The organism is Streptomyces sp. NPDC058664 (genome assembly GCF_042716635.1).
Classification (GTDB): domain Bacteria; phylum Actinomycetota; class Actinomycetes; order Streptomycetales; family Streptomycetaceae; genus Streptomyces.
In genome coordinates, this window is the sequence record NZ_JBHXRW010000002.1 from 270,033 (window position 1) to 290,409 (window position 20,377).

Here is a 20,377-nt window from a genome sequence, read left to right on the forward strand (position 1 = left end):
GAAGATGGGTTCTCGGCAGGACAGGGCCCCCACCACAGGGCCGAAATAAAGCGGCCGGACACCAGCCGCCGCCCGGTCACTGAAGACCGGCGACGAGCGCACATGCATGGAGGACGTGACGTGGCGAACGACGCCAGCACCGTTTTCGACCTAGTGATCCTCGGCGGCGGTAGCGGCGGTTACGCCGCGGCCCTGCGCGGAGCGCAGCTGGGCCTGGACGTCGCACTGATCGAGAAGAACAAGCTCGGCGGCACCTGCCTGCACAACGGCTGCATCCCGACGAAGGCCCTGCTCCACGCCGGCGAGGTCGCCGACCAGGCGCGCGAGGCCGAGCAGTTCGGTGTCAAGGCCTCCTTCGAGGGCATCGACATCAAGGGCGTGCACAAGTACAAGGACGACGTGATCTCGGGCCTGTACAAGGGTCTGCAGGGTCTCGTCGCCTCCCGCAAGGTGACCTACATCGAGGGCACCGGTCACCTGTCCTCCCCGACCTCCGTCGACGTCGACGGCCGTCGTGTCGAGGGCCGTCACGTCCTCCTCGCCACGGGCTCCGTGCCGAAGTCGCTCCCCGGTCTGGAGATCGACGGCAACCGGATCATCACCTCGGACCACGCGCTGACCCTGGACCGGGTCCCGGAGTCCGCGATCATCCTCGGCGGCGGTGTCATCGGCGTCGAGTTCGCCTCCGCGTGGAAGTCGTTCGGCACCGACGTCACGGTGATCGAGGGCATGAAGCACCTCGTCCCGGTCGAGGACGAGAACAGCTCGAAGCTTCTTGAGCGCGCGTTCCGCAAGCGCGGCATCAAGTTCAACCTCGGCACCTTCTTCCAGTCCGCCGAGTACACCGACGGCGGCGTCAAGGTCACCCTGGCCGACGGCAAGACCTTCGAGGCCGAGGTGCTGCTCGTCGCCATCGGCCGCGGCCCGGTCTCCGCGGGTCTCGGCTACGAGGAGCAGGGCGTCGCGATGGACCGCGGCTACGTCCTGGTCGACGAGTACATGCGCACCAACGTGCCGACGATCTCGGCCGTGGGCGACCTCGTCCCGACGCTCCAGCTCGCGCACGTCGGCTTCGCCGAGGGCATCCTCGTCGCGGAGCGCCTGGCCGGCCTCAAGGCCGTCCCGATCGACTACGACGGCGTGCCGCGGGTGACGTACTGCCACCCCGAGGTCGCCTCCGTCGGCATCACCGAGGCCAAGGCCAAGGAGATCTACGGCGCGGACAAGGTCGTCGCCCTGAAGTACAACCTCGCGGGCAACGGCAAGAGCAAGATCCTCAAGACCGCGGGCGAGATCAAGCTCGTCCAGGTCAAGGACGGTGCCGTGGTCGGCGTCCACATGGTCGGTGACCGCATGGGCGAGCAGGTCGGCGAAGCGCAGCTGATCTACAACTGGGAGGCGCTGCCGGCCGAGGTCGCGCAGCTCATCCACGCCCACCCGACGCAGAACGAGGCGCTCGGCGAGGCCCACCTGGCCCTGGCCGGCAAGCCGCTGCACTCCCACGACTGACGCTGACGTCATCACAGGGCGCGACGACCACTTTCCGCAATTCGTTAGGAGCAACTGAAACCATGTCGGTTTCCGTAACCCTGCCGGCGCTCGGCGAGAGCGTCACCGAGGGCACCGTCACCCGCTGGCTCAAGGCCGAGGGCGAGCGCGTCGAGGCCGACGAGCCGCTGCTCGAGGTCTCGACCGACAAGGTCGACACCGAGATCCCCGCCCCCGCCTCGGGCATCCTGGCCTCCATCAAGGTCGCCGAGGACGAGACGGTCGAGGTCGGCGCCGAGCTGGCCATCATCGACGACGGCTCCGGCGCCCCCGCCGCTGCCGCCGCTCCGGCCGCCGAGGCCGCTCCGGCCGCCGAGGCCGCCCCCGCCGCCGAGGCCGCTCCGGCCCCGCAGCAGGAGGCCCCGCAGGCCGCCCCGTCCACCGAGGCCGAGGCCCCCGCCCCGGCCCCGACCGCCGAGGCGGCCGCCGGCGGCGGTTCCGCCGAGGGCACCGACGTCGTCCTGCCCGCGCTGGGCGAGTCCGTCACCGAGGGCACCGTCACCCGCTGGCTGAAGTCGGTCGGCGAGGAGGTCACGGAGGACGAGCCGCTGCTCGAGGTCTCCACGGACAAGGTCGACACCGAGATCCCGGCCCCGGCCTCCGGTGTCCTCCTGGAGATCGTCGTCGCCGAGGACGAGACCGCCGAGGTCGGCGCCAAGCTGGCCGTCATCGGCGTCGCGGGTGCCGCCCCGGCGGCCGCCCCGGCCCCGGCTCCGGCCGCTCCCGCCGCCCCGGCCGCTCCGGCCGCTCCGGCTCCGGCCCCCGCGCCGGCCGCTCCGGTCGCCGCTCCGGCTCCGGCCGCCCCCGCCGCTCCGGCTCCCGCCGCCCCGGCCCCGGCTCCCGCCACCCCGGCTCCGGCCAAGGCCGCTCCGGCTCCCGCCGCCCCGGCTCCGGCCGAGGACGGCGCGTACGTGACCCCGCTGGTCCGCAAGCTCGCCACCGAGAACGGTGTCGACCTCGCGGCCGTCAAGGGTTCGGGCGTCGGCGGTCGTATCCGCAAGCAGGACGTCCTCGCGGCCGCCGAGGCCAAGAAGGCCGCCGCCGCCGCTCCGGCTCCCGCCGCCGCTCCGGCCGCCGCCAAGGCTCCGGCCCTGGAGGCCTCCCCGCTGCGCGGTCAGACCGTCAAGATGACCCGCATGCGCAAGGTCATCGGCGACAACATGATGAAGGCGCTGCACGGCCAGGCCCAGCTGACCTCGGTCGTCGAGGTCGACATCACCAAGCTGATGAAGCTGCGCACCCGTGCCAAGGACGCCTTCGCCGCCCGTGAGGGCGTCAAGCTGTCCCCGATGCCGTTCTTCGTGAAGGCGGCGGCCCAGGCGCTGAAGGCCCACCCGGTCATCAACGCCCGGATCAACGAGGACGAGGGCACGATCACCTACTTCGACACCGAGAACATCGGTATCGCGGTGGACTCCGAGAAGGGTCTGATGACCCCGGTCATCAAGGGTGCGGGCGACCTCAACATCGCCGGCATCTCGAAGAAGACCGCGGAGCTGGCCGGCGCCGTGCGCGCCAGCAAGATCACGCCGGACGACCTGGCCGGTGCGACCTTCACCATCTCCAACACCGGTTCGCGCGGCGCGCTGTTCGACACGATCATCGTGCCCCCGAACCAGGTCGCCATCCTGGGCATCGGCGCCACCGTGCGCCGTCCGGTCGTCATCAACCACCCGGACCTGGGTGAGACGATCGCGATCCGCGACATGACGTACGTCGCGCTGTCCTACGACCACCGTCTGGTGGACGGCGCCGACGCCGCCCGCTACCTGACGTCGGTCAAGGCGATCCTGGAGGCCGGCGAGTTCGAGGTCGACCTCGGCCTGTAAGAGCGTGGCCTCCTTGGCAACGTAACGAGCCTCACCTGCGGCGCCCCCGTCCGGAAGTGTTTCCGGGCGGGGGCGCCGCCGTATTGTCTTTAGAGTCAACACTCCCCGAGGAGCCTTCATGACCGTCCCCGTCGTCCACTCGCTGCGCGAACAGATCCGCGAGCACATCGTGGAGGGGATCGTCAGCGGCCGCTGGAAGCCGGGCGAGCGGATCGTGGAGCGCCGGATCGCGACCGAGCTGGAGGTCTCCCAGACCCCGGTCCGCGAGGCGCTGCGCGAACTGGAGTCGCTGCGCCTGATCGAGTCGGCGCCGAACAAGGGCGTGCGGGTCCGCAATCTGACCGCGGCGGACCTGGAGGAGAGCTACCCCGTGCGGGCCGGTCTCGAGCAGATCGCGGCCGAGCTGGCGGCCGGGCGGCTCGCGACGGACTGCTCGGCCCTCGAACCGCACGTGGCGGCCCTTTACGAGGCGGACGCGGTGTCCGACGGGACGGCGCAGGTGCGGCACACGGTGGCCTTCCACCGGGAGCTGGTGAAGGCGGCGGGGAACAAGGTCCTGCTGCACACCTGGGAGACGCTCGGCATCGAGGTCTTCACGGCCCTGTCGATCCGCTGGCTCGGCACGGTCCAGAAGTCGTACGCGGAGGAGCACCAGGAGCTGGTGGAGGCCTTCCGCCGGGGCGATCCGAACATCGGCGCCCTGGTGAAGGCGCACGTGCTGGGCTGCGCGCCGCGAGCCTGAGCCACGCTTGTACGCACAGTGAGCGGGTCCGCCTCGGGGCGGGCCCGCTCATTCGTGCGAGCACCCTCTCACAAAGCCCTCCCACCTGCGAGAACAAGGCAAAACCGAGGCACCGGGTGCCCCATTTCGCGGCACCCTGTGCCGACTTTTTCGATCTGAAGAGGTTTTCCTCTTCAACCCTTTGATCGATCATCGATCGCCGGTTTACAGTCTTCGGCGGGCCGCTACCCGGCCCTTCGCCCTGTCCTGCCAGACAAGGCACCCCTTCTCCACCCCCACCTGTCCGGAAGGCGGCGATCATGACCGATCCCGTAGGCAAGATTCCGAGCGAGCTCGACCAGCTCCCGGACCGTGACACCGAGGAGACCGCCGAGTGGGCGGCCTCCCTGGACGCCGTCACCAAGGCCGCCGGCCCCCACCGGGCCGCCTACCTGATGCGTCGTACCCTCCAGCACGCCGAGGGCGCGGGCCTCGCCCTGCCCAAGCTCCTGGAGACGGACTACGTCAACACCATCCCGACCTCCGCCGAGCCGACGGGCGCCGCGTTCGACGGCGACGAGGACATGGAGCGCCGGATCACCGCCTGGAACCGCTGGAACGCGGCCGCGATGGTCTCCCGCGGCTCCAAGTACGGCGTCGGCGGCCACATCGCCACCTTCGCGTCGGCCGCCTGGCTGTACGAGACCGGCTTCAACCACTTCTTCAAGGGCAAGGAAGCCGACGGTTCCGGCGACCAGCTCTACATCCAGGGTCACGCCGCCCCCGGCATCTACGCCCGCGCGTTCCTGGACGGCCGCCTGAACGAGGCGCACCTCGACAACTTCCGGCAGGAGTCCGGCGGCAACGGCCTGCCCTCCTACCCGCACCCGCGCCGCCTCCCCTGGCTGTGGGAGTTCCCCACCGTCTCCATGGGACTCGGCCCGCTCTCCGCGATCTATCAGGCGCGCTTCAACCGCTACCTGACCAACCGCTCCATCAAGGACGTCTCCGCCTCCCACGTGTGGGCGTTCCTCGGTGACGGCGAGATGGACGAGCCCGAGTCGACCGCGGCCCTCGCCCTGGCCGCCCGCGAGGGTCTGGACAACCTGACCTTCGTCATCAACTGCAACCTGCAGCGCCTCGACGGCCCGGTCCGCGCCAACTTCAAGATCGTGCAGGAGCTGGAGGCCCAGTTCCGCGGCGCCGGCTGGAACGTCGTGAAGTCGCTGTGGGGCAACGCCTGGGACGAGCTGTTCGCGCTCGACACCACCGGCGCCCTCGTCCGCCGCCTCCGCGAGGTGCCGGACGCGCAGGTCCAGACGTACCAGACCCGCGACGCCGCCTACATCCGCCAGGACTTCTTCGGCAAGGACCCGGCGCTCGTCGCGATGGCGCAGCTGCTGAGCGACGACAAGATCCTGGAGTGCTTCCACCTCTCGCGCGGTGGCCACGAGCCGCGCAAGGTGTACGCCGCGTACAAGGCCGCCGTGGAGTTCAAGGGCGCGCCGACGGTCATCCTCGCGCAGACCGTCAAGGGCTTCACCCTCGGTGAGGGCTTCGCGTCGAAGAACGCGAACCACCAGATGAAGAAGCTCTCCACCGACGAGTTCAAGAACATGCGCGACCTCCTCGAACTCCCCATCTCGGACGCGCAGTTCGTCGACGGCCAGGTGCCCTACGGCCACCCCGGCGCCGACTCCCCCGAGGTCCGCTACCTCCAGGAGCGCCGCGCGGCCCTCGGCGGCCCGGCCCCGGCCCGCCGCACCCAGCCGCTCGCGCCGCTGCCCGCCCCGGCCGAGAAGGCCTTCGCCGCCTTCGACAAGGGCTCCGGCACGCAGTCGATGGCCACGACGATGGCGTTCGTCCGCCTGGTCAAGGACCTGATCCGCGACAAGGAGACCGGCAAGCGCTGGGTCCCGATCGTCCCGGACGAGGCCCGCACCTTCGGCATGGAGAGCCTCTTCCCCTCCCTCGGCATCTACTCGCCGAAGGGCCAGACGTACGAGCCGGTCGACCGCGACCAGCTGATGTACTACAAGGAGGCCGTCAACGGCCAGATCCTCAACGAGGGGATCACCGAGGCCGGTTCGATGGCCGACTTCATCGCCGCTTCCACCGCGTACTCCACGCACGGCGAGGCGATGATCCCGTTCTACATCTTCTACTCGATGTTCGGCTGGCAGCGGACCGCCGACCAGATGTGGCAGCTCGGCGACCAGCTCGGCCGCGGCTTCCTCGTCGGCGCCACCGCCGGTCGCACGACCCTGACCGGTGAGGGCCTCCAGCACGCCGACGGGCACTCGCCGGTGATCGCGGCCACGAACCCGGCGGCGCTCACGTACGACCCGGCGTTCGCCTACGAGGTCGCGGCCATCGTCAAGGAGGGTCTGCGCCGGATGTACGGCGAGGCCGCCGAGGGCGAGGACCAGAACGTCTTCTACTACCTCACCGTCTACAACGAGCCGATGCCGCAGCCGGCCAAGCCGGCCGGCATCGACGAGGGCATCGTCAAGGGCCTCTACCGCTTCAACACGGCGGAGTCCGCGGGCCTCGACCTCCCCGCGAACGCCGCGCGCATCCAGCTCCTCTCCTCCGGTACGGCCATCCACTGGGCCCTGGAGGCGCAGAAGCTGCTCGCCGCCGAGTGGGGCGTGGGCGCCGACGTGTGGTCCGCGACCTCCTGGACGGAGCTGCGGCGCGACGCCCTGGAGGCCGACGCGGCGCTGCTGCGCGGCGAGGAGCGGGTGCCGTACATCCGCCGGGCCCTGGAGGGCGTCGACTCCCCGGTCCTCGCCGTCTCCGACTACATGCGCCAGGTCCCGGACCAGATCGCGCAGTGGGTCGAGCAGGACTGGTCCTCGCTGGGTGCCGACGGCTTCGGTCTGTCGGACACCCGTGACGCGGCCCGCCGCCACTTCGGCGTCGACGCCCAGTCGATCGTCGTCGCGTCCCTCGCGCAGCTCGCCCGTCGCGGCGAGGTCCCGGCCTCGGCCGTGAAGGAGGCGCGCGAGCGCTACGGCCTGTAGTCCGGCCGGTTGATCGGTCCCAAGGGCCGGGGCGTACCTGTCGGTACGGCCCGGCCCTTCGGCGTCACCGGGCCCGCCCGTTCAGGCCTGGGCGAAGCCGGGGGTCCCGGGCGCGGGCCGGGCGCCGGAGCGTGCGCGGGAGGCCGGTTCCGGCGCGGCGGACAGGGCACGGTGCATGGCTTCGAGCTCCCGGAGGGTGCTCGCGCGCTGTTCGGCCAGAGTGCCGAGCGGCTGGTACTTGCTGTCCGCCAGGATCGCGCCTATCGCGGAGCGGAGGCCCGCGATCCCGGTCATCGTTTCCGCGACCCCGTCACGGGCCTCGTCCAGGAGCGCGGCGGCCTCCGCGTGCGCCTCGTCCACGACGGCCCGGGCCCGGCGTTCGGCGTCCGTCCGCAGCCTTTCGGCCTCCAGGCGGAGCTGCTCGGCGCGGTGCTCGATCTCCGCGAGGCGCTTCTCGGCCTTCGCCTGACGCGAGGCCAGGTCCCGCTCCGACTGCTCGCGGCGCTTCGCCAGGTTGGTCTCGAAGTCCGCGGCGGCCTGCGCGGCCTTGGCGCGCGTCTCCTCGAAGAGGGCGTCCGCCTCCTCGCGCCTGGCCTGCACGTCCCTCCGGGCGGCGGCGAGGATGCGGGCGCGCTCGTCGTCCACGTCGATGCCGGCGGGGACGGGAGGCGTCGGAGCGGCGGCGACGGGTTCCGTCAGCGCGCGGAGCCGGGCGAGGACGGCCGCCGCCGACTCCGGCCGGTCGGCCGGCTCGCGGGCCAGCAGCTCCATGACGAGCGCGCTCAGCTCCGCCGGGATCACGGGATCGTGGTGGTGCGGCGGGACTTCCGTGCCGTGCAGCTTCTGGTTGATCAGGCCGAGCATGTTGTCGGAGGCGAAGGGCGCGCGGCCCGTGAGGGCGAAGTAGAGCACGCAGCCCAGGGAGTACAGGTCGGTGCGGTGGTCGACGGTCCGCTCGCCGAGGGCCTGTTCCGGTGACATGTAGAGCAGCGTGCCGATGGCGACGCCGGTGCCGGTGAGCCCGCCGACCCTGAGCGTGTCCCCGAGGAACTTGGCGATGCCGAAGTCGAGGATCCTGAGGTCGCCGTCCTCCGCGAACATCACGTTGTCGGGCTTGATGTCCCGGTGGACGATCCGGCGGGAGTGGGCCGCTTCGAGGGCGGTGGCGAGCTGCCGTGCCCAGGCGACGGCGACGTGCCAGTGGGGGCGCCGGTCGAGGACGGTGCGGGTGAGGGTGCGGCCGGTCAGCAGCTCCATCACCATGTACAGCGCGCGTTCGCCGTCGAGCACGGCTGATCCGCAGTCGTGTGCCGTGACCGTGTACCGGCCGGGCAGGCTCGCCGCCGAGCGGATCTCGCGGCGGAAGCGCAGGAAGGTCTCCTCCTCGCCCATCTCCGGCAGCGCGGTGACGAGCTTGACCGCCACGCTCCGCTGCATGCGGCGGTCGAGGGCGCTCCACACCTGCCCCATCCCGCCGCGGCCGAGCCGGGTCTCCAGCTCGTACCGTCCGTCCAGCACCGTCCCCCGCATCGTGCCCCTCCCCGGTGGTCCCCTCAGGAGTCCGTGACCCCAAGTCCCCAGTATGGGTGGCAGTCTGGGACGCATGCGTGCCGCCCGCCTCATCAAGATGGTCCTGCTGCTCCAGTCCCGTCCGTCGATGACGGCCGCCGAACTGGCCGAGGAGCTGGAGGTGTCGGAACGGACCATCACCCGTGACGCCCTCGCCCTCTCCGAGGCGGGGGTTCCGGTGTACGCGGACCGGGGCAGGACCGGGGGGTACCGGCTCGTCGGCGGGTACCGCACGCGTCTGACGGGTCTCGCGCGCGGCGAGGCCGAGGCGCTGTTCCTCTCCGGGCTGCCGGGCGCGCTGCGGGACATGGGCCTGGCGGACGCGGCGTCGGCGGCCCGGCTCAAGGTGTCGGCCGCGCTGCTGCCGTCGCTGCGGGACGCCCCGGACTCGGTGGCGCAGCGCTTCCTGCTCGACGCGCCGGGCTGGTACCAGGAGCCGGAGACGCCGGAGATGCTGGCGCCGATCGCGGAGGCCGTCTGGGACGACCGGATGATCGCCGCCCACTATCGGCGCGGTGACCGTGAGGTGGAGCGGGAGCTCGCCCCGTACGGGCTCGTCCTGAAGGCGGGCGTCTGGTACCTGTGCGCGCGTTCCGGTACGGCGTTCCGTACCTACCGGGTGGATCGCTTCACGGCCGTCGCCCTCACCGAGGAGCGGTTCGTCCGGGACGAGGCCTTCGACCTGCCGGCCTTCTGGGCCGAGCGCGCGGCGGAGTTCGCCCGGTCGATCCTGCGCGCGGAGGTGGTCGTACGGCTCTCGGAGGCGGGGGCCGGCCGACTGCCGCACGTGACGGACCGCGCGGCCGCAGAGGAGGCCCTGGCGGCGGGGACGCGGGACGCGGAGGGCCGGGTGACGGCGACGCTCGCGGTGGAGAGCGAGGAGGTCGCCTTCGCCCAGCTGCTCGCCCTGGGAGCGGAGGCCGAGGTACTCGCCCCGGCCTCCTTGCGTGCCCGGTTCGGGGAGGCGGCCCGCGCGATGGCGGGGTTGTACGCGTGACGCCGGGCCGTACCCGTGAACCGCGCCTAGCGGTAGTCGTTCACGTCCGGTTTCCCCGTCTCCCCCGCGACGATGAAGCCCCAGGCGTCCGGCTGCGAGCCGTCCGCGTCGGTGAAGCCGTACTCCTTCGCCAGCTGGCCGCTGGAGAGCGACCGTCCGTTCCAGCGGTGCCGGTCGGGGTCGGCGGCGAGGGCTGCGACGGCCCGGCCCACGTACACCGGTGACTCGGCGACCGCGAAGTCGGGGATCTTCTCGACGGCGTCGCGCCAGTTCTCCTCGGTGACGCCGAACCCGGCGAGCATCTGCTCGGACCTGAGCCAGCCCGGGGTGAGGGCGACCGCCGTGCCGCCGTGCTCCTCCAGTTCCTTCCCGAGGCCGAAGGCCATGCGGAGGGGGGCGTTCTTGGCGAGGTCGTAGAAGAGGTTCTCGCGGAACCGGGTGCCGTTGTACGCGGTGGTGCCGTCGGTGACCTCGACGACCAGGCCGCCCCGGTGGCGGACGAGGAGCGGCAACGCCGTGTGCGAGGTGATGACGTGCGTCCGCACGCCGAGTTCGAGCATCCTGAGGCCGCCGGTGAGGTCGTTCTCCCAGGTCTTCTTCCCGAAGACGAGGAGGTGCTCGCCGCCCCACACGTCGTTGACGAGGACGTCGAGCCGCCCCCGCTCCCGGTCGATCCGGTCGACGAGGGCCCGGACCTGCTCGACCTCCAGATGGTCGGTGGGGACGGCGACGCCCTCGCCGCCGGCGGCCGTCACCAGTTCGGCGGTCTCCTCGATGGTCTCGGTCGCCCGGCCGACCTCGCTGATCTTCTCGCGGGTGGTGCGGCCGGTGACGTACACGGTGGCTCCGGCGGCCCCCAGCTGGACGGCGATGGCCCGCCCGGCTCCCCGGGTGGCGCCCGCGACCAGGCAGATCCGTCCGTGCAGCGGCTTCGTCTCAGTCGTCATGCGACCAGACTGGCAGGAAAACACGACACCTTCTGTCCGGTTTCATTTCGGGCTTTCCGGGTGCGTCGCACCCCCCGAACCACGATGCTGGTCCCGTGATGGACGAGACCGAGTTCTGGCAGATCATCGACTCCACCCGCGAGGAAGCCGAGGGCGACCCCGAGGAACAGGCCGATCTGCTCGTGGAACGGCTGACCCGGCTGGACCCCGACTCCGTACTCGACTACGCGCGCCACTTCGAGGCCCGCTACAACCGCGCGTACCTCTGGGACCTGTGGGGCGCGGCGGCCGTGCTGTTCGACGGGGCGGGGGACGAGACCTTCGACTCGTTCCGCTGCTGGCTCATCGGTCAGGGCCGGGAGGTCTACGAGGGCGCGGTGCACGATCCGGACGCGCTGGCGGAGCTGCTCGGCGACTTCGACGTGGAGATCGACGGGGACGGTGAGGAGATCGGTTTCGCGGCGGACGAGGCGTACGAGCGGCTGACCGGCGCCGAGACCCCCGATCTGGGCATTCCGATGCCGGGTGGGGAGCCGCTCGGCACGCCCTTCGACCTGTCGGACGACGAGGCGCTCGCGGCCCGCTTCCCCCGGCTCTGGGCCCGCTTCGGAGCCGGGTAGGGCGCAGGGCCGCGAAGCCGCTCGTCAGAAGTGCGTGCCGCCGTCGACGCGGATCTCGGTGCCGGTGATGAACGCGCCGTCCTCGCTCGCCAGCATGGCGACGACGCCCGCGACGGTCTCGGGTCCCGCGAAGCCCTGGCCGAGGGCGGGGGCAAGCTTCGCGAAGAGGGACCAGTCGGTGTCCTCGGGCAGGCCGGGGCCGACGCTCTGGCGGCTGGCGCCGCTGCCGTCGGTCATGCCGGAGGAGATGGAGCCGGGCTGGACGGCGGTGAAGCGGATGCCCTGCTTGGCGTACTCGGCGGCGAGGGCGTGGGTCATGGACTGGATGCCGCCCTTGCTGGCCGCGTAGGCCGCCATGTAGGGGTGGGCGAACATCGCGGAGGTGGAGGAGAAGTTCACGACGGCGGAGCCGTTGCCCTCCAGGAGGGCGGGGATCGCCTCGCGGATCACGAGGAACGTGCCGGTGAGGTTGATCCGTATCACCTGCTCGAAGGAGTCCAGGCTCGTCTCGTGCGTGTGTGAGGAGCGCAGCACTCCGGCCGCGTTGACCAGGACGTCCAGGCCGCCGAGCGCCTCGACGGCGGCGGCGACACCGGCGCGTACGGAGACCTCGTCGGCGACGTCCACGACGACGGTGGTGAGGCGGTCGGCGGCGTCGCCCGCCTTGGCCGCGGTGTCCTTGAGGCCGTCCTCGCTGATGTCGGCGGCGACGACCCGGCCGCCCTCGGCGAGCACGCGGAGGACGGTGGCCTGGCCGATGCCGGAGCCGCCGCCGGTGATGAGGGCGCGGCGTCCTTCGTAACGGGTCAGCTGGTTCATGGCGTCAACCTTTCGTTGTCAAGCGGTGTGGAATGCTGCCACCGTACGCCCAAGTGGCACGTTTTGCCATAGTTGCGTGTTGTGCACGTTCGGCGGTCGCGGGCGTACGCTTCGTACGGTGAGCACCAAGCCCGAGGGCGCCACGCCCCCCACCCGGACGCTGACGGAACGCCGCAAGGCCGCCACCCAGCTGGACATCGCGCGCGCCGCCGCCGAACTCTTCACCGAGCACGGCCCCGACGGCACCACGGCCGAGGACATCGCCCTGCGCGCCGGGGTCGCGCTGCGCACCTTCTACCGGTACTTCCGCTCCAAGCAGGACGCCGTGGCCCCGCTCCTCGCGGGCGGCGCCGACCGCTGGCGGGAGAACCTGGCCGCGACGCGGCCGGGCGCCGCCCTGCCCGAGGCCCTGGAACGCTCGATCGCCGCGTCGCTGACCCCGGCGGACGAGACGGCCGCCGAGGGGCTGCGCTGGACCCGGGGGCTGCTGCGCGCGGCCGCCGAGGACCCCGCCCTGCGGGCCGTCTGGTACCGGGTCAACCAGGAGTCCGAGGAACGGCTGCGGGAGGTCGTCGCCGGGCTCGCCGGACCGGACGCCGACCCGCTGGAGGTACGGCTCGCGGCGGCGGCGGCCACGGACGCCATCCGGATCGCCCTGGAGAGCTGGGCGGAGACGGAGGCACCGGTGCGCGGCGCGGGCGCACCGGCGGAGCTCGCGGTCCGGTGCCTGCGGGAACTGATGGGCGGAATGCGCCTGTTGGGACCGGCCGACGGCGCTACGGACCCGGGCGTCGGCCCGTGAACGACCGGCCGGTGAGCGACCGGTCCGTGAACGAGCGGCCGGTGAGCGAGCGGTCCGTGAAGGCGTCGTCCGCGTACCCGCCTCAGCCCGTGAGCGACCGGCCCATGAGCACGTCGTCCACGTATGCGCCGTCGAGCAGGAACTCGCCCGGCAGGACGCCCTCCACCGCGAAGCCCTCGGAGGCGTAGAGCGCCCGTGCGGGGGCGTTGTGGCCGAGGACCCGGAGGGTGATCCGGAGGGCGCCGTCCGCGCGGGCCTTGTCCGCCGCGGCCCTCAGCAGCGCCCGCGCCACGCCCCGCCCCCGGGCGGGCCCGGCGACGACGAGGCCCTGGATCTGGCGGACGTGGGCGTTGGCCGCGAGCGGGGTCGGCGGCACCACCCGGACGTAGCCGACGACGGCGCCCCCGCGCACCGCGACCAGGTGGTCCTCGGGCCGGTGGCGGGCGTCGAAGAAGGGCTCGTACGGCGGGACGGGCGCGGGCAGCACCGCGTGCAGGGGCGACCAGGCGGCCCGGTCGAGCGCGGCGAGGGCGTCCTCGTCCCCGGCTTCGGCCCCGCGTGTCCGTGTCTCCGGCTCCTTCATGGCGGTCACTGTGTCACGTGCCGGGCGGAGGAGGGCAGGATGGCCCCATGCAGCGTTCCGCCACCCGCAAGCGTGTCGCCGTCACCGGCGCCTCCGGGCTCATCGGTTCGGCCCTCGTCCGCTCCCTGCGCGCCGACGGCCATGACGTCCTCCGGCTCGTCCGCCGGCCCGCCCGCACCGCCGACGAGGTCGAGTGGGACCCGAGACGGCTGTACGTGGACGCCGCCGGGCTCGTCGGCGTCGACTCCGTCGTGCACCTGGCCGGTGCCGGCGTCGGCGAGCGCCGCTGGAACGAGGCGTACAAGCGGGAGATCCGGGACAGCCGGGTACTCGGCACGACGGCGATCTCCCAGGCCCTCGCCTCGCTCGCGGACCCGCCCGAGAGCCTGGTCTGCGGTACGGCACTCGGCTGGTACGGGGACACCGGCAGCCGCGCGGTCGACGAGAGCGCCCCCGCCGGCACGGGCTTCCTGCCCTCGGTCTGCGTGGAGTGGGAGGCGGCGGCGGCCCCCGCCGAGGAGGCCGGCATCCGGGTCACCTACGCCCGCACCGGCCTGGTGGTGGCACGCGAGGGCGGCGCGTGGGGACGGCTCTTCCCCCTGTTCCGCGCCGGGCTCGGCGGACGGATGGGCGACGGCCGCCAGTACTGGTCGTTCATCTCCCTCCACGACGAGGTGGCCGCCCTGCGCCACCTGATCGACACCCCGTCGCTCTCGGGCCCGGTGAACCTGACGGCGCCCGACCCGGTCACCAACCGCGAGGTGACGGCGGCGATGGGCCGGGTCCTGCGCCGGCCGACCCTGTTCACCGTTCCGGCGCCCGCCCTGCGGGTGGTGCTCGGGGACTTCGCGCAGGACGTGCTGGGCAGTCAGCGGGTGCTGCCGGGGCGCCTGTCGGAGACCGGCTTCGACTTCGCGTTCCCGACGATCGACGACTCGATCAGGGCGGCGGCCCACTGAGCACGGCGTTCCGCCGCCCTCCTGCGCTCCCTCGTGCCGCACGCACCCCCGCGCGCGCTGCTGGCACCCGCGGGGGCGCTGCCTAGGCTCGACACGAACCGCGAACTCGGGCATTCCGGAGGCCTGTTGGGGGCATAGGCCTCCCACCGGCCGCGCCGACCTGGGGAGGGGCACGTGCTCAGCAGCGCAGACAGCGCAGGAACCGCACAGCGAACGGACGCCGCGAAGGCCGTCGACGTCGTCATCGTGGGAGCCGGGGTCGCGGGGCTCGCGGCCGCCCACCGGCTGACCGGCGCGGGGCTCTCCGTCGCCGTCCTGGAGGCCGAACCCCGGATCGGGGGGCGGATGGGGACCGAGGCCGTCGACGGCTTCCTGCTCGACCGGGTCGGGCCGCTGCTCACCCTGTCCTACGAGGAACTGCGGGCCACCCCCGGGCTCGACGGCCTGGTGCTGCGCCCGTTCGCCCCGGGGGTGCTCGTGCACAGCGACGGGCGGTACGCGCGGTGGGGCGTCCCGCGTCCGCGCCGGGCCGCCGGAGCGCCCCGGGGGGCGAGCAACCGGAGCGTGGGGGGAGCGTTCAGCGTGGCGCGCGCCCTGGCGAGCGCCCCCCGGCATCCGGCCGCCTCGCTCGACCAGGCGCGGCTCGGCGCCTCCCTCGTCCGGCTCGCCGCCACCCCGACGCAACGGATCCTCGCCCGCCCCGAGCGGACCGCGCGCGAGGCCCTCACCGCCAGGCTGCCCGCCAGGACCGTCCAGGGGGTGCTGCGGCCGCTCCTCGCGGCGCTCCTCGGCGACCCGGACCTCGGCACGTCGAGCCGCCGCGCGGACCTCGCGCTGCGCGCCTTCGCCCGGGGCAGGGCGGCTGTCCCCGAGGGCGGTTCGGCGGCGCTTCCGGAGCGGCTCGCCGCCGCGCTGCCGCCGGGCACGGTCCGTACCGGCGTACGCGTCACGGAGGCGTCGATCGCGCGGGTCACGACGGACGAGCACGGGGTGTTCCGCTGCCGTTCGGTGGTCCTCGCCACGGGGGCGCGGACGGCGGCCGCGCTGCTGCCCGGCCTGCGGACGCCCGACTTCCACTCCGTGACGGTGCTCCACCACACGGCGCCCGTGGCACCCACCGGGGAGCCGGCGCTGCTCCTGGAGTCCGACCCGGGCGGGCCCGTCGCGCACACCGCCGTGATGAGCGCGGTCGACCCGCGCCGGGCGCCCCGGGGCCGGACCCTGATCACCTCGACGGTGCTCGGGACGCCGCCCGACGACACCGAGCGGCGGGTCCGCAAGCACCTCGCCACGCTGTACGGCACGTCGACCGACGAGTGGGAGCTGCTCGCCCAGCACCACACCCCGGACGCCTACCCGGCGATGACGCCGCCGCACGACGCCCGCCGCTCGGTCCGGCTGCTCTCCGGGCTCTACGTCTGCGGCGACCACCGGGCCACGAGCGGCCTCCAGGGCGCGCTCTCCTCGGGCGACCGCGCGGCCCGCGCGCTCCTCCGTGACCTGGGCGTCCACGCACCCACGGAGGAGGCCCCCGAGGAAGCGGCCTGACGGCCCCGACCGGCGGCGGCCCGGTTCGGCGGCGGGCCGGGGCCGCCGCCGGGCGGGCCGCGACCCCCGCCCCACCGTTACGGCCCGCCACCGGGCCGGCTGCGACCGCCGTCAGACCGGTTACGACCCGCCACCGGACCGGGCTCCGCCCACTGCCCACTCCGTTGGGGGCAATCGTCCGCCAGGGGCGATGGGGGTCCCCCCTGCTCGAGCGAAGCCGAGAGCTTGGGGGAGGGTGGGCACAACGGACGGCGCCCCCTGCCGGGCCCAGGCTTCCGCGCCCGAACCCGCACCCGGTGCGCGCCGCACAGTCAGTGCGACCTGGCCCCGCACCCCGGGTGCACCGCACAAGTGGTGCGGGTCCAGGCACAAGGGGCGCAGGCGCCGCCGAGGGCGCCGTCCCGTGTGCCCACCCGTCCCGCCCCAGCGGGACGAATGCCCACACGGGGGGTGGTGGGGCCCGGCCCAGCGGAGTGAATGCCCACACGGGGGGCGGCCGTCCTAGGCGGGTGGGCGCCCGGTCCAGCGGGGTGAACGCCCACACGGGGCGGCCGACCCACACAGGGGCAGCCGGCCCACACGGGAGGTGGCGGCCGGCCCGGGTGGGTGCCCCGGCATCGGCCCGGTGGTGTCGGTCCGACAGGGGGCAGGGGCGGCGGCCCGGATACGTCGGGCCCCGGGGGCTGCAGGTTCGTGGTCAGCCGATGGCGGCTACTCGGTCGCGGTACGTGCGGGCCGCCGCCGCGTCGCGGTACGGCTCCAGGCGTCGTTCGAAGTCGCGTACGTACTCCACCGCCCGCGCCGACCGCATCTCCGAGGCCTGCTGCGCGGCCTCCGCGCCGAGCGCGCAGGCCTGGTCGAGTTCGCCGAGGGCGAGCCGGGAGGTGGCCAGGACGACCCGGCAGAAGAGGCGGCTGCGGGCGAAGCCGGGGGGGCGGAGCTGGAGGGCGCGTTCGGCGTGCTGGGCGGCCGGGCGGTACTGCTGGAGGTCGCGGTGGCAGTGCCCGAGCTCGTCGGCGAGCTGGGCCTCGTCGAACATCCGGGCCCAGTACGGCACCTCGTCGCCGGGCCGGGCCGCTTCGAGGGCCCGCTCGGCCCGTACGAGCGAGGCACTGCACACCCGCGCCTCGCCGAGGACCGCGTGCCCGCGCGCCTCGATCGCGTGCAGCATCGCCTGGACGACGGGCGGCGCGGCGGGCCCGACACCCTGCTGGGCGACCCGGGCGAGCTGTACGGCCTCGCGCCCGTGGCCGAGGTAGACGGCCTGGCAGCTCATGGTGAGGAGCACGTACGAGCCGTAGGCCCGGTCACCGGCGGCCTGGGCGAGGCGCAGCGCCTGGACGAAATAGCGCTGGGCGAGGCCGTGGGCGGCGATGTCGTACGAGGTCCAGCCGGCGAGCCGGGTGAGGTCGGCGGCGGCGGCGAAGAGACGGCGGCCGACGGACTCCCCGTAGGTGCCGCGCAGCATCGGCTCGGCCTCGTGCTCCAGGTAGCGGACGAGGGCCTGGCGGGCGTGGCCGCCGCCGTAGGCGTGGTCGAGGGTGCGGAAGAGTTCGCCGACCGAGCGGAGGGCGGCGACGTCCCCGCTGGAGACCCGCTGGCCGGGTCCCCGGTCCGTACCGCGCTGCCGGGGCACGGAGAAGCGGCCCTGCGGCGGGACCCGGGGGTCGTGCGGGAGGCGCGGGTCGTGCGGGAGGCGGGCCTCGGCGGTCATCGGCGCGGGCGGGGCGGGGACGCGGGGGCCGGGCGGCTGGTCCCCGCGTGCCACGCGGTCGTCGGCGCGCCCGATCAGCCAGTCGCGGCTGGGGACGACCAGGCCCGCCGGAGTGAAGGCGATCTTGCGGAGTTCGGCGTGGCTGCCGGAGTCCTTGCGCCACAGCCCGCTGACGATGTCGACCGCCTCTTCGGGGGTCGCGGCGAACTCCAGGCCCGCGTAGACGGGCGCGCAGGCGTCGAGGCCGAGGTCCTGGGCGGAGAGGCGGCGGCCGAGACGGCGGGTGAAGACCTCGGCGATGAGGGCGGGTGTCGTGCCGCGCGGCTGCTGGCCGCGGAGCCAGCGGGTCACGGAGGTCTTGTCGTACCGCAGGTCGAGACCGTGTTCCAGACCGAGCTGGTCCACCCGTCTCGCGAGCCCGGCGTGGGAGAACCCGGCTTCGGCGATGAGCGCGGCGAGCTGGCGGTTCGGGATGCGCTGCGGTGGTCGTTCCGTCATCAGCTGTGCGGTCTCCTGCCTTCCGGGTCCGGGCGGCAGCCCCGTCGGACCCTCATGGAACGGCGTGAATTTAGCGGTCTTCACGGCCCCTACCGCCACCTTCGCCCCACATTCATCCGATCGTGTGAGGATTGAGGGTGTCGCTGACGTAGGTGGCCCCGTCCACCTGCCGGAGGGGTGTCCCCCGCACCGCCGTACAGTGGCATGGGCGCGAATGACGCATCGGTGCCGAGCCGGCCCGGGATGATCCCCGGTTCCCCGCATCCGGCACCAGGAGGAGGCATGGCCGTGAGTGAGCTGCGATTCGTCCGCCTTGGTTTCGGCGAGGAAGCCGTCGACTACCAGGTGGCCTGGGACAAGCAGCGCGAGGTGCACGCCGCGCGGTTCGCGGACGAGATCGACGACACCTGTCTGCTCCTCGAGCACCCGCCGGTCTACACGGCCGGCCGGCGCACGGCGGAGAACGAGCGGCCGCTCGACGGGACGCCGGTGGTGGACGTCGACCGCGGCGGCAAGATCACCTGGCACGGCCCCGGCCAGCTGGTGGGCTACCCGATCATGAAGCTGCCCCGCCCGGTGGACGTCGTCGCGCACGTCCGCCGCCTGGAGGACGCGCTGATCCGCACGGCCGCCGAGTTCGGCGTGGAGACCAGCCGGGTCGAGGGCCGCAGCGGGGTCTGGGTCCTCGGCGACCCGGTGGAGCAGCGCCCCGCGCTCGGCGGGCTCTCGCTCGACTTCGACCCGCGGCTGAACGACGAGGAGTTCGACCCGCGCCTGAACGGCCCCGAGTACGCCCCGTCCAACGCCGGCCAGCGCCGCGAGGACCGCAAGCTCGCCGCCATCGGCATCCGGGTCGCCAAGGGCGTCACGATGCACGGCTTCGCGCTCAACGTGAACCCGGACAACGCGTGGTTCGACCGGATCATCCCGTGCGGCATCCGCGACGCGGGCGTGACCTCGCTCGCCAACGAGCTGGGCCGGGACGTCTCGATCGCGGACGTGCTGCCCGTGGTGGAGCGCCACCTGCGGGAGGTGCTCGAACAGGCGGACCTGAAACCGCGCGAGATCGAGCGTCCGGTGGAGACGGCCCCGGCCTGAGGAATGCAGGGCGCTGGCCAGAGGTTGGCCAGACGTAGTAAGGCATGGAAAGCAACGGCGTACCCTGGGGGGCGCCGAAGAATCGAAGCTACAGGAGCCGATGTGTCCGCAGTCGCACCCGACGGACGCAAGATGCTGCGCCTGGAGGTCCGGAACGCCCAGACCCCCATCGAGCGCAAGCCCGAGTGGATCAAGACCCGGGCGAAGATGGGGCCCGAGTACACGAAGATGCAGAGTCTCGTGAAGAGCGAGGGGCTGCACACGGTCTGCCAGGAGGCGGGCTGTCCCAACATCTTCGAGTGCTGGGAGGACCGCGAGGCGACCTTCCTCATCGGCGGTGACCAGTGCACCCGACGCTGTGACTTCTGCCAGATCGACACGGGCAAGCCCGAGGCCCTCGACCGGGACGAGCCCCGCCGCGTCGGCGAGTCGGTCGTCACGATGGACCTGAACTACGCCACCATCACGGGCGTCGCGCGCGACGACCTGGAGGACGGCGGCGCCTGGCTGTACGCGGAGACCGTGCGCCAGATCCACCAGCAGACGGCGGAGCGCGCCGAGGGCCGCACCAAGGTCGAGCTGCTCGCGCCCGACTTCAACGCGGTGCCGGAGCTCCTGGCGGAGGTCTTCGCCTCCCGCCCCGAGGTCTTCGCGCACAACGTGGAGACGGTGCCGCGGATCTTCAAGCGGATCCGCCCCGGTTTCCGTTACGAGCGCTCCCTCGACGTCATCACCCGGGCGCGGGACTACGGTCTGGTCACGAAGTCGAACCTGATCCTCGGCATGGGCGAGACCCGCGAGGAGATCAGCGAGGCGCTCCGGCAGCTGCACGACGCGGGCTGCGAGCTGATCACGATCACGCAGTACCTGCGCCCCTCGGTGCGACACCACCCCGTCGAGCGCTGGGTGAAGCCGCAGGAGTTCGTGGAGCTGAAGGAGGAGGCCGACGAGATCGGCTTCTCCGGCGTGATGTCGGGCCCGCTGGTCCGTTCCTCGTACCGCGCGGGCCGTCTGTTCCAGCAGGCGATCGAGAAGCGCGGCGCGGTGGACAACGCCACCCAGGCTGTGTGAATCCGAGCACAAGCAGTTACCGGCCAGT

16 protein-coding genes are annotated in these 20,377 nt (G+C 73.0%); 11 read left to right on the forward strand and 5 right to left on the reverse strand.

Features of this window, described 5'->3' with window-relative positions:
• Positions 1-120 precede the first annotated feature (120 nt).
• From lpdA to aceE, 4 genes are all read left to right on the forward strand, one after another.
• A complete protein-coding gene (gene lpdA, locus ACFWUY_RS02920) occupies positions 121-1,509 on the forward strand; it encodes a dihydrolipoyl dehydrogenase (RefSeq protein ID WP_024759491.1) in 1,389 nt (462 codons plus the stop codon).
• Positions 1,510-1,571: 62 nt separating this feature from the next.
• The gene (gene sucB / locus ACFWUY_RS02925) at positions 1,572-3,377 is read left to right on the forward strand and encodes a 2-oxoglutarate dehydrogenase, E2 component, dihydrolipoamide succinyltransferase (protein WP_384101318.1); all 1,806 of its coding nucleotides are present in this window, start codon (positions 1,572-1,574) and stop codon (positions 3,375-3,377) included.
• Positions 3,378-3,495: 118 nt separating this feature from the next.
• A complete protein-coding gene (locus ACFWUY_RS02930; protein WP_384101320.1) occupies positions 3,496-4,119 on the forward strand; it encodes a GntR family transcriptional regulator in 624 nt (207 codons plus the stop codon).
• 299 nt (positions 4,120-4,418) lie between these two features.
• Complete coding sequence (gene aceE / locus ACFWUY_RS02935; RefSeq protein WP_384101322.1) at positions 4,419-7,124, forward strand: pyruvate dehydrogenase (acetyl-transferring), homodimeric type; 2,706 nt, start codon at positions 4,419-4,421, stop codon at positions 7,122-7,124.
• Positions 7,125-7,205: 81 nt separating this feature from the next.
• On the opposite strand, the gene ACFWUY_RS02940 is transcribed toward aceE, so the two are convergent.
• Positions 7,206-8,654, reverse strand: a complete 1,449-nt coding sequence (locus ACFWUY_RS02940) for a protein kinase (RefSeq protein WP_384101324.1) — start codon at positions 8,652-8,654, stop codon at positions 7,206-7,208.
• Positions 8,655-8,727: 73 nt separating this feature from the next.
• Here ACFWUY_RS02940 and ACFWUY_RS02945 point away from each other — a divergent pair, with 73 nt between their 5' ends.
• The gene (locus ACFWUY_RS02945; RefSeq protein ID WP_384101326.1) at positions 8,728-9,690 is read left to right on the forward strand and encodes a helix-turn-helix transcriptional regulator; all 963 of its coding nucleotides are present in this window, start codon (positions 8,728-8,730) and stop codon (positions 9,688-9,690) included.
• 26 nt (positions 9,691-9,716) lie between these two features.
• Here the strand turns inward: ACFWUY_RS02945 and ACFWUY_RS02950 are convergent, their stop codons facing one another.
• Positions 9,717-10,637, reverse strand: a complete 921-nt coding sequence (locus tag ACFWUY_RS02950) for an SDR family oxidoreductase (protein WP_384101328.1) — start codon at positions 10,635-10,637, stop codon at positions 9,717-9,719.
• A 98-nt stretch (positions 10,638-10,735) separates the two neighbouring features.
• Here ACFWUY_RS02950 and ACFWUY_RS02955 point away from each other — a divergent pair, with 98 nt between their 5' ends.
• Positions 10,736-11,257: a DUF4240 domain-containing protein gene (locus ACFWUY_RS02955; protein WP_384101408.1), complete on the forward strand. Its 522-nt coding sequence runs from the start codon at positions 10,736-10,738 to the stop codon at positions 11,255-11,257.
• Between the two features lie 24 nt (positions 11,258-11,281).
• On the opposite strand, the gene ACFWUY_RS02960 is transcribed toward ACFWUY_RS02955, so the two are convergent.
• A complete protein-coding gene (locus tag ACFWUY_RS02960) occupies positions 11,282-12,076 on the reverse strand; it encodes an SDR family NAD(P)-dependent oxidoreductase (protein ID WP_384101331.1) in 795 nt (264 codons plus the stop codon).
• 79 nt (positions 12,077-12,155) lie between these two features.
• Between ACFWUY_RS02960 and ACFWUY_RS02965 the strand changes: the two genes are divergently transcribed.
• Positions 12,156-12,878, forward strand: coding sequence for a TetR/AcrR family transcriptional regulator (locus tag ACFWUY_RS02965; RefSeq protein WP_384101410.1), 723 nt, complete (start codon positions 12,156-12,158; stop codon positions 12,876-12,878).
• A gap of 82 nt (positions 12,879-12,960) precedes the next feature.
• Here the strand turns inward: ACFWUY_RS02965 and ACFWUY_RS02970 are convergent, their stop codons facing one another.
• Positions 12,961-13,461 carry a GNAT family N-acetyltransferase gene (locus ACFWUY_RS02970; RefSeq protein ID WP_384101333.1) on the reverse strand — a complete coding sequence of 167 codons (501 nt, stop codon included), beginning with the start codon at positions 13,459-13,461 and terminating at the stop codon, positions 12,961-12,963.
• 47 nt (positions 13,462-13,508) lie between these two features.
• Between ACFWUY_RS02970 and ACFWUY_RS02975 the strand changes: the two genes are divergently transcribed.
• Complete coding sequence (locus tag ACFWUY_RS02975; RefSeq protein ID WP_384101335.1) at positions 13,509-14,420, forward strand: TIGR01777 family oxidoreductase; 912 nt, start codon at positions 13,509-13,511, stop codon at positions 14,418-14,420.
• 174 nt (positions 14,421-14,594) lie between these two features.
• A complete protein-coding gene (locus ACFWUY_RS02980; RefSeq protein ID WP_384101336.1) occupies positions 14,595-15,968 on the forward strand; it encodes an NAD(P)/FAD-dependent oxidoreductase in 1,374 nt (457 codons plus the stop codon).
• 697 nt (positions 15,969-16,665) lie between these two features.
• Here ACFWUY_RS02980 and ACFWUY_RS02985 read toward each other — a convergent pair.
• Complete coding sequence (locus ACFWUY_RS02985; protein ID WP_384101338.1) at positions 16,666-18,180, reverse strand: regulator; 1,515 nt, start codon at positions 18,178-18,180, stop codon at positions 16,666-16,668.
• Positions 18,181-18,468: 288 nt separating this feature from the next.
• On the opposite strand from ACFWUY_RS02985, the gene lipB reads away from it, so the two are divergent.
• Positions 18,469-19,278, forward strand: a complete 810-nt coding sequence (gene lipB / locus ACFWUY_RS02990; protein WP_384101340.1) for a lipoyl(octanoyl) transferase LipB — start codon at positions 18,469-18,471, stop codon at positions 19,276-19,278.
• 102 nt (positions 19,279-19,380) lie between these two features.
• Entirely contained in the window at positions 19,381-20,349 is a 969-nt protein-coding gene (lipA, locus tag ACFWUY_RS02995; RefSeq protein WP_384101342.1) for a lipoyl synthase, read from the forward strand.
• Positions 20,350-20,377: the final 28 nt, after the last annotated feature.

What these genes read in the sequence shown, in the direction of transcription:
- ACFWUY_RS02930 (WP_384101320.1), top strand. Translation starts at nt 3,496, where the DNA reads ATGACCGTCCCCGTCGTCCACTCGCTGCGCGAACAGATCCGCGAGCAC.
- ACFWUY_RS02975 (WP_384101335.1), top strand. Translation starts at nt 13,509, where the DNA reads ATGCAGCGTTCCGCCACCCGCAAGCGTGTCGCCGTCACCGGCGCCTCC.
- aceE (WP_384101322.1), top strand. Translation starts at nt 4,419, where the DNA reads ATGACCGATCCCGTAGGCAAGATTCCGAGCGAGCTCGACCAGCTCCCG.
- ACFWUY_RS02945 (WP_384101326.1), top strand. Translation starts at nt 8,728, where the DNA reads ATGCGTGCCGCCCGCCTCATCAAGATGGTCCTGCTGCTCCAGTCCCGT.
- ACFWUY_RS02985 (WP_384101338.1), bottom strand. Translation starts at nt 18,180, where the DNA reads ATGACGGAACGACCACCGCAGCGCATCCCGAACCGCCAGCTCGCCGCG.
- ACFWUY_RS02960 (WP_384101331.1), bottom strand. Translation starts at nt 12,076, where the DNA reads ATGAACCAGCTGACCCGTTACGAAGGACGCCGCGCCCTCATCACCGGC.
- ACFWUY_RS02955 (WP_384101408.1), top strand. Translation starts at nt 10,736, where the DNA reads ATGGACGAGACCGAGTTCTGGCAGATCATCGACTCCACCCGCGAGGAA.
- ACFWUY_RS02970 (WP_384101333.1), bottom strand. Translation starts at nt 13,461, where the DNA reads ATGAAGGAGCCGGAGACACGGACACGCGGGGCCGAAGCCGGGGACGAG.
- ACFWUY_RS02950 (WP_384101328.1), bottom strand. Translation starts at nt 10,637, where the DNA reads ATGACGACTGAGACGAAGCCGCTGCACGGACGGATCTGCCTGGTCGCG.
- ACFWUY_RS02940 (WP_384101324.1), bottom strand. Translation starts at nt 8,654, where the DNA reads ATGCGGGGGACGGTGCTGGACGGACGGTACGAGCTGGAGACCCGGCTC.
- sucB (WP_384101318.1), top strand. Translation starts at nt 1,572, where the DNA reads ATGTCGGTTTCCGTAACCCTGCCGGCGCTCGGCGAGAGCGTCACCGAG.